The 12,790-nt window shown below is 40.0% G+C and carries 8 protein-coding genes; 6 read left to right on the forward strand and 2 right to left on the reverse strand.

The window, feature by feature from the left end:
- Window positions 1-27 precede the first annotated feature (27 nt).
- From HMPREF9423_RS11405 to HMPREF9423_RS11415, 3 genes are all read left to right on the forward strand, one after another.
- Window positions 28-828: an ADP-ribosylglycohydrolase family protein gene (locus HMPREF9423_RS11405; RefSeq protein ID WP_006149514.1), complete on the forward strand. Its 801-nt coding sequence runs from the start codon at window positions 28-30 to the stop codon at window positions 826-828.
- A 273-nt stretch (window positions 829-1,101) separates the two neighbouring features.
- The gene (glmS, locus tag HMPREF9423_RS11410; protein WP_006149515.1) at window positions 1,102-2,910 is read left to right on the forward strand and encodes a glutamine--fructose-6-phosphate transaminase (isomerizing); all 1,809 of its coding nucleotides are present in this window, start codon (window positions 1,102-1,104) and stop codon (window positions 2,908-2,910) included.
- Between the two features lie 104 nt (window positions 2,911-3,014).
- A complete protein-coding gene (locus HMPREF9423_RS11415; protein WP_006155553.1) occupies window positions 3,015-3,542 on the forward strand; it encodes a hypothetical protein in 528 nt (175 codons plus the stop codon).
- A gap of 78 nt (window positions 3,543-3,620) precedes the next feature.
- Here HMPREF9423_RS11415 and HMPREF9423_RS11420 read toward each other — a convergent pair whose 3' ends face one another.
- Complete coding sequence (locus tag HMPREF9423_RS11420; protein WP_006149518.1) at window positions 3,621-5,096, reverse strand: AcpB/EbpR/MafR family transcriptional regulator; 1,476 nt, start codon at window positions 5,094-5,096, stop codon at window positions 3,621-3,623.
- Between the two features lie 157 nt (window positions 5,097-5,253).
- Window positions 5,254-6,738 carry a DUF1846 domain-containing protein gene (locus tag HMPREF9423_RS11425; RefSeq protein WP_006149519.1) on the reverse strand — a complete coding sequence of 495 codons (1,485 nt, stop codon included), beginning with the start codon at window positions 6,736-6,738 and terminating at the stop codon, window positions 5,254-5,256.
- A 149-nt stretch (window positions 6,739-6,887) separates the two neighbouring features.
- Between HMPREF9423_RS11425 and HMPREF9423_RS11430 the strand changes: the two genes are divergently transcribed.
- From HMPREF9423_RS11430 to HMPREF9423_RS11440, 3 genes are all read left to right on the forward strand, one after another.
- Entirely contained in the window at window positions 6,888-8,498 is a 1,611-nt protein-coding gene (locus HMPREF9423_RS11430) for a glycoside hydrolase family 13 protein (RefSeq protein ID WP_006149520.1), read from the forward strand.
- A 168-nt stretch (window positions 8,499-8,666) separates the two neighbouring features.
- Window positions 8,667-10,634, forward strand: a complete 1,968-nt coding sequence (locus HMPREF9423_RS11435; RefSeq protein ID WP_006149521.1) for a peptide ABC transporter substrate-binding protein — start codon at window positions 8,667-8,669, stop codon at window positions 10,632-10,634.
- A 161-nt stretch (window positions 10,635-10,795) separates the two neighbouring features.
- Window positions 10,796-12,754 carry a peptide ABC transporter substrate-binding protein gene (locus HMPREF9423_RS11440; RefSeq protein WP_006149522.1) on the forward strand — a complete coding sequence of 653 codons (1,959 nt, stop codon included), beginning with the start codon at window positions 10,796-10,798 and terminating at the stop codon, window positions 12,752-12,754.
- Window positions 12,755-12,790 lie beyond the last annotated feature (36 nt).

Genomic DNA, 12,790 nt, shown 5'->3' on the forward strand with positions numbered 1-12,790 from the left:
AGGAGAAAAACTTCTAGGAGGTAGCTTATGCTAGGAGCAGTTATTGGAGATATTATTGGTTCTCGATTCGAGGCGGATAATCATAAGAGTAAAGAGTTTGATTTGTTCACCCAGGATTCTTGTCCGACGGACGATAGTATCATGACGTTGGCGGTTGCTAAAGCCTTATTGGCTAGTAGAAAAGACTGGAGTCAACTCTCGAAAAATGCAGTGAAATACATGCAAGAGATAGGGAGACAATATCCAAATTGTGGCTATGGCGGTCATTTTTTCTACTGGATCTTTTCAGATGATCCTCAACCCTATGGGAGTTATGGGAATGGCTCTGCTATGAGAATTAGCCCTGTTGGCTTTGCAGCAGATAGCATAGAGCAGGCAAAGGCTTTGTCCCAAGCAGTGACAGAAGTGAGTCATGACCATCCTGAGGGACTAAAAGGTGCAGAAGCAGTTGCAGTAGCTATCTTCTTGGCTAGAACTGGTTCTAGCCGCCATGAAATCAGAGACTACATCGATAAAAATTACTATTCCATGGACTTTACCCTGGACCAAATTCGTGAGGACTATAGCTTTGATGTGACTTGTCAAGGTTCGGTTCCTCAGGCTTTCCAAGCCTTTTTCAAGTCACAAGATTTTGAAGATGCTATCAGAAATGCTATTTCCATCGGAGGAGATAGCGACACCATCGCTGCTATCTGTGGAGGTCTTGCGCAAGCCTACTATGGAATTCCTGCTCCAATCAGAAATCAAGCTATGGCCTATTTGGATGATCATTTAGTAGAGATAGTGGATACTTTTGAAAGCACCTATCCCATCCACCCTAATAAATAATTGGCTGCGAGGAGTGAGAAAAGATAAACTATGATATCTAGTGTTAGACAGGGTATGGATATCAATTGATTAGCTATATTTCTAAGCCGTTCAAGAGCTATTTCTTGAATGGTTTTTTGTTTGCTGTTTAAAAACAATTGAGCTATACCAATTTTTATTCTTGACAAGTGAAAGAAACAAGTATATACTGTTTTCACTGATTCTAAAAACAGAAAATCAGACTATACCAATTTCGATAAGGAGAAAGCACAGCTTGCCTGTGTCGTATATACTATGTGTGGAATTGTTGGTGTTGTTGGAAACACAAATGCAACTGATATTTTGATTCAAGGGCTTGAAAAGCTCGAATACCGTGGTTATGATTCTGCGGGAATTTTTGTTCTAGGTGGTCCTGAAAGCCATTTGGTCAAGGCTGTTGGTCGTATCGCAGAATTGTCTGCCAAGACAGCTGGGGTTGAGGGAACAACTGGTATCGGACATACTCGTTGGGCCACTCACGGAAAACCAACAGAAGATAACGCTCACCCACATCGCTCTGAGACAGGACGTTTTGTCTTGGTCCACAATGGGGTGATCGAAAACTATCTTGAAATCAAGGAAGAATACCTTGCAGGTCACCATTTCAAGGGACAAACAGATACAGAAATCGCTGTTCACTTGATTGGGAAATTTGCGGAAGAAGACGGCTTGTCAGTACTTGAAGCCTTCAAAAAAGCTCTTCACATCATTCGTGGTTCTTATGCCTTTGCCTTGATCGACTCTGAAAATCCAGATGTCATCTATGTAGCCAAGAACAAATCACCACTCTTGATTGGTCTTGGAGATGGCTACAACATGGTCTGTTCAGATGCCATGGCCATGATTCGTGAGACTAACCAATACATGGAAATCCATGACCAAGAGTTGGTCATCGTGAAAGCTGATAGCGTTGAAGTTCAAGACTATGATGGAAATCGTCGTGAGCGTGCTAGCTACACTGCTGAACTTGACTTGTCAGATATCGGTAAGGGAACTTACCCTTACTACATGCTCAAGGAAATCGATGAGCAACCAACGGTGATGCGTAAGTTGATCCAAGCCTATACTGATGAGGCTGGTCAAGTAGTGGTAGACCCAGCTATCATCAAGGCTGTTCAAGAGGCAGACCGCATCTACATTCTTGCAGCTGGAACTTCTTACCATGCAGGATTTGCTTCTAAGAAGATGCTAGAAGAATTGACAGATACGCCAGTTGAACTCGGTATTTCATCTGAGTGGGGCTATGGGATGCCACTTCTCAGCCAGAAACCGCTCTTCATCTTTATCAGTCAATCTGGTGAAACAGCTGATAGCCGTCAGGTTTTGGTTAAGGCCAATGAAATGGGTATTCCAAGCTTGACTGTTACAAATGTTCCAGGATCCACTCTTTCTCGTGAAGCCAACCATACTATGCTTCTTCATGCAGGACCTGAAATTGCCGTAGCATCAACCAAGGCATATACTGCGCAAATCGCAGCCCTTGCCTTCCTTGCAAAAGCAGTCGGTGAAGCAAATGGGAATGCTAAAGCGCAAGCCTTTGACCTGGTTCACGAGTTATCTATCGTGGCTCAGTCTATCGAATCAACCCTTTCAGAAAAAGAATTGATTGATAGTAAGGTTCGTGAGCTTCTTGAAACAACACGCAACGCCTTTTACATCGGACGTGGTCAAGACTACTATGTAGCCATGGAAGCTAGTCTCAAACTCAAAGAGATTTCTTACATCCAATGTGAAGGTTTTGCGGCTGGAGAACTCAAGCATGGAACCATTGCCTTGATTGAAGAGGGGATACCTGTTTTAGCCCTCTTGTCAGACCCAGTTCTTGCTAACCACACTCGTGGGAATATCCAAGAAGTGGCAGCGCGTGGCGCTAAGGTCCTCACCATCGCAGAAGAAAATGTTGCCAAAGATACAGACGATATCGTTCTTACGACCGTACACCCTTACCTCTCACCAATCTCAATGGTCGTACCAACGCAACTAGTCGCTTACTTTGCAACCCTCCACCGTGAACTCGATGTGGATAAACCACGGAATCTTGCTAAGTCTGTAACGGTAGAATAAGGAAATCCTCTTACTGAATTCCAACATTTCTTGTCAACCAATAAAAATCTTGTTATACTATAGAAAAGTAGTTAATAGTGAAGTATAAGGAGATTGGAGCGGAAATGAAAAAGGGGAAAATTTCATCTATCATAGGACTCTTGTTTGCAAGTTCGTTTTTGATTCGGACTGTAGTGATCCATCAAATGAGAGCTTCAAAGAAACAAGAGAGTGAAAAGATTGCTGCAGTTCAGGAATTTATCAAATCTCAAGAACAGGCTGAGGCAGAAAAGCGAAAGGATACTTTTAAGGATATCCTTGGAAATGGATCAGGAACTTCTGAACCAAGACCTAGCTACGACAAAACCATATTTGTTAATAATCAATACAATATTGGTGTTCGAGACGGAGCCTATTATCTACTGACACTCAGTAGCAACAAGGAACTCTTGCTAGAAGGGGTCGATAATGCCTATGCCTTAGCTGTTAAGAATGAAGATAAAAACAAACAAGAAGTTGCTATGGTGGTTCATAAAGATGGAGCTTGGCATATTATAAATGGTGAAGGGGAAGTCACAACAACCCTTGACCGACAATATATAACAGCTCATACCAAGCTTGTGATTAAGAATAATACAGTTGATTTTGAATAATGTGATTGACTCATGATTCTTTAGAGAAAACATAGATTTACAAAAACCTCCTAGATTCTTTCTAGGAGGTTTTTAAAATTATAAATCTTGCATAGAAATCTTATTGAGTTCGTTGACAACTTGCAGGATAGATAGTCGACTGATATTAATGACGAGCATATCTTCGAGGCTTTTGATATCAAAATTAGTGATAATAGCATCGTAGTCACTATCCATGATTTCTTCGATGTTAAGGGTTTCTTTATCCCAAGTTTCATACTGGATGTTATTTGAAGTATGGAATTTGTAGAGAGAAATCAAGAATTGTGGGTGGGCAAAGTCATACTCACTCAGAACTAAGACCTTGACTTTCTTTTTATGTTCAAATAATTGATCTGTAAGCCCTTCAGCGTGAGTGAACAGGGTGTAGATCAGGTGAGAAAGGGCAGGAGTTTTCTCCTTTTGTCCCATAATGTTCTTGTATCGCATCATTTCAAAGACGGTTGCTTCATAAAATTTAGGGAAGAATTTTTTAATTTTTCCAAGCGTATAATCCTTGTTTTGTGAAATGATCGATTCGGAGTTGATTTCTCTTCGCTCGAGCAAGGCAGTGTTGTGCAGGTTCCAAATCAAGGTATCCGTATTTGAAAATTGAACACCAAATCTTCGAGTTAAGTTGTCTAGGATGTCTCGCGCAGTATGATAGGAACGATCGACTTGTTCGTAAGACTGACGAGCCTCTAGGAAATCTTCGACTGTAAAGAAAAGACCAGGCTCAGCAAAGGGACTGAAAATCTGATTAAGGTTTTCAGGAGTGACTTCAACATTGAGTCCTTGGGCCAAGTCTTGTAACTGATACTGAAAATCAGAGAGTTGGTCGTAGATAGGGCTCAACCAGGAAGTGGTTTGTTTTGGGAAACGAACAAAATAACCTCTCTTCATTCGGTGCAAATCGACTGTAGCCTGAGTTCTGATTTGATAAAGATTTTGATATTTTGCAGGAAATTTTGCCAAATTGATAAAGAAGGAAACAAAGCTATCAATGTCTGCTTCTTTGATTTCTGTAAAAGGCCATTCTAAAAAGCTATATGCTTCATGGAAATATTGGGAGAAGAAAAATCGAATATCTTTTTCATCACCAATAATAGAAATAGGGGTTACCTTGAGCTTGAAGCGGTAGGTTCCATCGAGAATCTTATTGATATCTGCAACCTTCTTACGCAAAGAAGGAAGGGAAATATCCAAAGATTCGGCAAGATGTTCATAGGTAAAGGGGCTGTTCAAGAGGAAGAAAGCTTTTAAAATTTGGAAATAATCAGATGTATGTAAAAAATATTGGTAGATTCGCTCAATACCATTATTTTGTACATTCACCATCATAATTCCCGCAGTTGAATGTCTGATATCAAAGTCAGGGAAGACTTCGCGTAAATCCTTGATATCACTCTTGATGATGCGAGCATTGTAGCCAATGGTCTTAGATAAATCGTCTAGGTAAATCCAGTCAGGATTTTCAAACAAATATTCTAAAATCTTTAATTGCCTTTGCTCTTTTTGGCTGAGTAATTCTCTCATTATAAATAAACTCCCGAAGTAATGTTAGAACAATTAGAAAAGAAGATAACCGAAGATTGTCAAAATTCTAGCATAAAAGAAAGTCATCCCTTAAGAGAGATTCGAAATCTATCGAAGAGGGGTGATACTTGATAAGAAGTTCCTACGAGTCTTCAATCTATTTACGATATAAACGATCATATTGGTAGTATGGATCAAAGGTTACGTTAATTCCCAATTTACGGAGAACGTTCTTGTCTTCATCTGTTAAGATAATCGTAGAATGAGCTTCGCTACCTTTGAGATTTCCGAGTTCTTTCATAGCGCGGTCTGCATCAGGATTCTGCATAGCTGTGATTGCAAGAGCGATAAGAATCTCATTAGAATGAAGACGTGGATTGCGACTACCTAAGTGATTGATTTTCAAACCTTGGATTGGTTTCACCACTTCTGGTTCAATTAACTTGGTTTCAGCATCGATATTCGCTGACTTCTTGATAGCATTGATCACGGCAGCAGCTGTCGGACCAAAGAGTTCTGAATTCTTACCAGTGACGATTTCACCAGAAGGTAACTCAAGTGCTAGAGCAGGTCCATCTGTTTCTTCAGCTTTTTGTCGAGCAGCAACAGCAACCTTACGGTCAGCTGGCGTAATGCCGAGATCATTCATGAGAAGTTCGATTTTCTTGACAGCAGACTCAGCAACTTTTTCAGCCTTGAAGTCGAGAACTGTTTGGTAGTAGCGACGGATAATCTCTTGTTTCGATGCTTCAATTGCAGCATCGTTATCAGTGATTGCAAAACCAACCATATTTACACCCATGTCAGTTGGAGATGCATAAGGAGATTCGCCCAAGATACGTTCGAGCATACGCTTGAGAACAGGGAAAATTTCGATATCACGATTGTAGTTGACTGTAGTTTCTCCGTAAGTTTGGAGATGGAACGGGTCAATCATATTGACATCATCAAGGTCTGCTGTGGCAGCCTCATAAGCCAGGTTAACTGGATGATGGAGAGGTAGATTCCAAACTGGGAAGGTTTCAAACTTAGCATAACCAGATTTGATACCATTCAGTTGGTCGTGGTACATGTTAGACATACAAGTTGCCAACTTACCTGATCCAGGTCCAGGAGCAGTCACGACAATTAAATTGCGACTCGTTTTGATATAGTCGTTTTTCCCCATACCTTCAGGAGAGATGATATGGTCCATATCTGTCGGATAACCCTTGATTGGGTAGTGGAGATAAGAGTCAATCCCATTTTTAGCTAATTGATTACGGAAGGTATCTGCTGCAGGTTGACCGGCGTATTGTGTGATAACAACAGAACCAACAAAGATTCCCAATTCGTTGAATTTGTCAATCAAACGAAGCACTTCTTGGTCGTAAGAAATACCCAAGTCACCACGAGCTTTTGAGTGCTCGATATTGCTAGCGTTAATAGCGATAACAACCTCAACTTGCTCCTTCAATTCTTGCAAGAGTTTGATTTTGTTATCTGGCTCATAGCCAGGAAGGACACGGGCAGCGTGGAAGTCCTCCAACATCTTGCCTCCAAACTCCAAGTAAAGCTTGCCGTCAAACTGGTTAATACGCTCCAAAATATGGTCGCGTTGTAAATTTAAATATTTTTCAGAACTAAAAGCTTGTTTTTTCATTTTTTTACCTCTATTTTCTATTATATAAAAAAAATAGAAGATAAGAAACTACAGAGTAATAAAAGTAAGAAAAAAGATAAAGCAAACGCTTGCACAAACAGGAGAAAAAGTCTATGATGGAGTAAAGTGAATTTAAAAGAGGTGAAAATATGCAAGAAAAATGGTGGCACAATGCCGTTGTTTATCAGGTCTATCCAAAAAGTTTCAAGGATAGTAATGGAGATGGGATTGGTGATTTACCTGGAATTACTAGCAAGTTAGACTATCTAGCTAAGCTAGGAATTACGGCAATTTGGCTTTCACCAGTTTATGATAGCCCTATGGATGACAATGGTTATGATATTGCCAATTATCAAGACATAGCTTCTATCTTTGGAACCATGGAAGACATGGACCAGCTAATCGCCGAAGCCAAAAAACGAGATATTCGAATCATTATGGATTTGGTTGTCAATCATACATCCGATGAGCATGCTTGGTTTATTGAAGCGCGTGAAAATCCTCAAAGCCCCGAACGTGACTACTATATTTGGCGAGATAAACCCAATGATTTAACCTCTACTTTTAGTGGTTCTGCATGGGAATACGATGAAAAGTCTGGTCAATACTATCTACACTTTTTCAGTAAGAAACAACCAGACCTCAATTGGGAAAACGAAGAGCTCCGTCATAAAATCTATGAGATGATGAATTTCTGGATTGATAAAGGGATTGGTGGATTCCGTATGGACGTTATTGACATGATTGGGAAAATTCCTGATCAGAAGATTGTCAACAATGGTCCTATGCTCCATCCCTATCTCAAGGAAATGAATCAGGCTACTTTCGGCGGCAAAGACCTTTTGACAGTAGGGGAGACTTGGGGAGCAAATCCAGAAGAGGCCAAGAAATATTCGAATCCAGAAGGTCAAGAGTTGTCTATGGTCTTCCAATTTGAACATATCTGTCTTCAGTATAAGGAAGGACAACCTAAGTGGCACTACCAAAAAGAGCTAAGTGTAGGGAAATTAAAAGAGATTTTCAACAAGTGGCAAACAGAGCTCGGAGTGGAAGATGGTTGGAACTCCCTATTCTGGAACAACCATGATCTTCCACGCATTGTTTCCATTTGGGGGGATGAGGAGCAATACCGTGAGAAATCAGCTAAAGCTTTTGCGATTTTACTTCATTTGATGAGGGGGACGCCTTATATCTATCAAGGTGAAGAAATCGGTATGACCAATTTCCCATTTGAAAGTTTGGAGCAAGTAGAAGATATTGAATCTATCAACTATGCCAAAGAGGCGCTAGAACAAGGTGTACCGCTAGAGCAAATTATGGATAGTATTCGTGTGATTGGGCGTGACAATGCTCGTACGCCAATGCAGTGGGATGCTACAGATTATGCTGGCTTTTCAAGCACGAAGCCATGGTTAGGAGTCAATCCAAACTATGATGCTATCAATGTTGAGTCTGCTTTAGATGATCCAAACTCTATCTTCTATACCTACCAAAAATTAGTCCAGCTTCGCAAGGAAAATAGCTGGCTGGTTCAAGCTGACTTTGAATTATTAGAAACGGCTGAGAAAGTCTTTGCCTATATTCGCAAGGACGGGGAACGCCGTTTCCTAGTAGTAGCTAACCTCTCAAATCAAGAACAAGAATTTCACTTTAATGGGGTTCTCAAATCAATCTTAGTTGCTAACACCGAGATTCAAGAAAATCTCGAGCAACTAGCACTGGCTTCTTGGGATGCATTCTGTGTCGAATTGACCAATTAAACCTAAAAAACTCAAGTATCCAAGATGCTTGAGTTTTTTCTAAAATAAGTGTAGAAATTTCTTAAAAAAATATTAGTTTGAATTTTCTAAAAAATACCCTTAAAACCCTTGCTTTTATAAAAAAATAGGGTATAATGGTGAAAAATAGTATTTTAAAGGAGAATACCGATGAAATCGAAAAAGTTGCTCGCAGTAGCAGGGATAACGATGAGTGCAGCTCTTCTTTTAGCGGCTTGTGGAAAGACAGAGAAAAAAGCAGATGCTCCTACAACATTTTCATACGTATATGCCATCGATCCATCAACATTGGACTATAGCGTTACTAGTAAAAGTTCAACATCAGACGTCATCGCTAACTTGGTCGACGGACTCTTGGAAAATGACAAATACGGAAACTTGATTCCATCTCTTGCTGAAGACTGGTCAGTTTCAAAAGACGGTTTGACCTATACTTACAAACTACGTAAAGGTGTCAAATGGTATACTTCTGAAGGTGAGGAGTACGCCGAGGTCAAGGCTCAAGACTTTGTGACTGGTTTGAAACATGCTGCTGATGGTAAGTCAGATGGCTTAAGTCTGATCCAAGATTCTATCAAAGGTTTAGCAGAATATGTCAGTGGTGAAAGCAATGACTTCTCAACAGTTGGAGTTAAAGCAATTGACGACTACACTGTTCAATACACCTTGAACCAGCCAGAAAGCTTCTGGAATTCTAAGGTAACAACAGCGACTATGCTCCCAGTTAATGAAGAATTCCTGAATTCTCAAGGTAAAGATTATGGTGCAGCAACACCTTCAGGTATTCTCTATAATGGACCATATATTTTGAAGAACTTCACTTCAAAATCAGTGATCGAGTACGAAAAAAATCCAAATTATTGGGATAAAGACAATGTTAAGATTGACCACATCAAACTTACTTTCTACGATGGATCTGACCAAGAATCATTGATTCGTAGTTTCTCATCAGGAGCTTATACAACAGCTCGTCTCTTCCCAACAAGTTCAAACTTTGATTCAACTAAGCAAGAATACGGGGATAAGATTGTCTATAGTCCGCAAGAAGCGACCAGCTATTACTTTACTTTCAACGTGAATCGTCAGTCTTACAATAAAACTGCAAAGACAGATGAAGCACAAAAGACTTCTACAAAAGAAGCGCTTCTCAATAAAAACTTCCGCCAGGCAATCAACTTTGCTCTTGACCGTCATTCTTACTCTGCACAGATGAATGGTGAAGAAGGAGCGGACAAGATTATCCGTACCAGTCTTGTACCTTATGACTATGTTCAGGTTGGTGAAAAGACCTTCGGTGAATTGGCTCAAGAACAATTAGTAACATACGGAGACCAGTGGAAAGATGTAGCTTTGACAGATGGTAAAGACACTATTTACAATCCAACAAAAGCAAAAGCTGCCTTTGAAAAAGCAAAATCAGAATTGCAAGCTAAAGGTGTAACCTTCCCAATCCATTTGGATATTCCAGTTGAACAGACAGATGTCATTGCTGTTCAACAAACCAACTCCTTCAAACAATCTGTCGAAGCAGCGCTTGGGACTGAAAATGTTGTCATCGATGTGCTTCAAATGACAGATAATGAGAAAATGAGTATTACTTCTCAAGCTAAGGTTCCTTCTCAAAAAGACTATGACTTGAATGGAACTGGTTGGGGACCAGACTATCAAGATCCAGCTACCTATCTAAATATCTTGGATGCTAAGAAGGGTTCTGCCCTTAAACACTTGGGTATCACAAAAGGTAAAGATCCAGAAGTCATGGCTCAAGTTGGACTTGATGAGTACAAGAAACTCTTGGATGATGCAGCATCAGAAACAACCGACCTTAACAAACGATATGAAAAATATGCTAAAGCACAGGCTTGGGTATCTGATAGTTCACTTCTCATTCCTGTAGCATCTTCAGGAGGTTCTCCTACAGTTAGTCGTACAGTACCATTTTCGAAAGCCTACTCTCAAGTTGGTATCAAGGGAGATCCGTTTGTATTTAAAGGTCTAGAGTTGCAAAATGATATTGTAACCACTAAAGAATACGAAGAAGCTCTCAAGAAATGGCAAAAAGAGAAACTTGAAACAAACGCTAAATATCAAAAAGAGTTAGCGAACCACGTTAAATAATCTTAAACAACGATGAAAGAAATCCTGATTTTATGTGGGATTTCTTTCTTTTTTTCGTCTTAGTGACGGGGTGCAAAAAATTAAATAACTTTACTTTTAGTGTGAAATTTGATAAAATAGACTTATGTCATAAAACCTAACATTTAAGGAGAAAATGAATCATGAAACTCAAAAAACGACTGATTGGAGCGGGGTTGACGCTTGCCGCGGCGGTCTTATTGACAGCGTGTGGGAAGTCAGCATCAGATGTTAAAACCTACTCGTCAACATTTGGTGCCGACCCGACAACCTTCAACTACCTGTTGGACTACTCTGGTGATAATACCGCCGTTGTAACCAACTTGGTAGATGGTTTGCTTGAAAATGACAATTATGGAAATCTCATTCCTGCTCTTGCAGAAGATTGGAGTGTTTCAAAGGATGGTTTGACTTACACTTATAAACTTCGTCAAGATGCTAAATGGTTCACTGCTGACGGGGAAGAGTACGCCCCAATTAAAGCACAAGATTTCGTCACAGGTATCAAGTATGCAGCTGATAACAAGAGTCAAGCTCTCGATTTGATTCAGAACTCAATCAAGGGATTAGATGATTATGTGACAGGCGCAAATACTGACTTTTCAAATGTTGGTGTGAAAGCTGTAGATGATTACACTGTCCAATATACCTTGACACGTCCAGAACCATTCTGGAACTCTAAGACTACCAATAGTATCCTCTTTCCTGTCAATGAAGAATTCTTGACTTCTAAAGGTAAAGAATTTGGAGAATTGAAACCAGACAGCATTCTCTACAGTGGTCCTTATTTGTTAAAAGATTTTACATCAAAATCATCACTTGAGTACATGAAGAACCCTCATTACTATGACCAAGAAAAAGTGACGATTGAAAGAGTTAAGTTGGCTTATGTTGATGGTTCTGACCAAGATATGACGATCCGTAATTTCGAAAGCGGAGCCTACTCATCTGCTGGTGTCTACCCAAATAGTTCAAACTTTGCTAAGACAAAGGAAAAATACAAGGACAACATCGTCTATAGCTTGCAGGATGCGACTTCTTGGTACTATAATTTTAACGTTAATCGCCAAACATACAATCATACAGCTAAGACTAGCGATGAGCAAAAACAAGCTACCCAAGATGCGATTTTAAATAAAAATTTCCGTCAAGCAATCAACTTTGCCATTGACCGTACAGCCTATTCGGCTCAGTCTAATGGAGAAGAAGCGGCTAAAAACACTCTTCGTAACACACTTGTGCCACCAACTTTCGTGCAAGTAGGTGACAAGACTTTCGGTGAGACAGTTTCATCTAAGTTGGTAAACTATGGTACGCAGTGGTCAAATATGAATCTTGAAGACGCTCAAGACGGCTACTTCAATAAAGAAAAAGCACAAGCTCAGTTTGCAGAGGCTAAAAAAGAGCTAGAAGCACAAGGTGTGACCTTCCCGATTCATTTGGACTTGCCTGTAGACCAAGTTAACAAAACCTTGCTTCCAAAGATTCATTCGCTGAAACAATCTGTCGAATCAACTCTTGGGGCAGAAAATGTAGTGATTGATGTCGTTCAAATTTCAACAGAAGACTATGCCAATGCGACATTCCAAGCGCCAACCACAGCTGATCATGATTATGACTTGAACTTGGATGGTTGGTCTGCAGACTACCAAGATCCATCGACTTATCTCAATCCTTTCAACGCTGAGGATGGATTCTATCTCAAGATTTTAGGACTTGATCCAAGCAAGGATACTGATAAGATTACAAATATCGGATTGGACCAATATACTCAAAAATTGAAAGCGGCAGATGCAGAAAATACAGACGTAGCCAAACGTTATGAAAATTATGCAGATGCACAAGCTTGGCTGATTGATAGTTCGCTATTGCTCCCTGTAAACTCAAACGGTGGTGGTGCTTCAGTAACACGTGTGACACCATTTACACGAGCTTACTCACTTGTCGGAATCAAAGGTACTGGAAGTAACTATAAGTACATGAAATTGCAAACCGAAGTGGTAACAACTGCTCAATTTGACGAAGCTAAAGCCAAATGGGAACAAGAACGTAAAAACTCAGTCGAAAAGAGTCAAAAAGAATTCGAAAGTCACGTTAAATAATTAAAAATAGAGCTTTTTAAGAGCTCTATTTTTTAT

The sequence above is a fragment of the Streptococcus infantis ATCC 700779 genome (assembly GCF_000187465.1).
In the GTDB taxonomy this organism is placed as follows: domain Bacteria; phylum Bacillota; class Bacilli; order Lactobacillales; family Streptococcaceae; genus Streptococcus; species Streptococcus infantis.

Excerpts from the sequence above, each read along its gene's own strand:
- HMPREF9423_RS11405 (WP_006149514.1), top strand. The coding sequence starts at position 28 with ATGCTAGGAGCAGTTATTGGAGATATTATTGGTTCTCGATTCGAGGCG.
- glmS (WP_006149515.1), top strand. The coding sequence starts at position 1,102 with ATGTGTGGAATTGTTGGTGTTGTTGGAAACACAAATGCAACTGATATT.
- HMPREF9423_RS11415 (WP_006155553.1), top strand. The coding sequence starts at position 3,015 with ATGAAAAAGGGGAAAATTTCATCTATCATAGGACTCTTGTTTGCAAGT.
- HMPREF9423_RS11420 (WP_006149518.1), bottom strand. The coding sequence starts at position 5,096 with ATGAGAGAATTACTCAGCCAAAAAGAGCAAAGGCAATTAAAGATTTTA.
- HMPREF9423_RS11425 (WP_006149519.1), bottom strand. The coding sequence starts at position 6,738 with ATGAAAAAACAAGCTTTTAGTTCTGAAAAATATTTAAATTTACAACGC.
- HMPREF9423_RS11430 (WP_006149520.1), top strand. The coding sequence starts at position 6,888 with ATGCAAGAAAAATGGTGGCACAATGCCGTTGTTTATCAGGTCTATCCA.
- HMPREF9423_RS11435 (WP_006149521.1), top strand. The coding sequence starts at position 8,667 with ATGAAATCGAAAAAGTTGCTCGCAGTAGCAGGGATAACGATGAGTGCA.
- HMPREF9423_RS11440 (WP_006149522.1), top strand. The coding sequence starts at position 10,796 with ATGAAACTCAAAAAACGACTGATTGGAGCGGGGTTGACGCTTGCCGCG.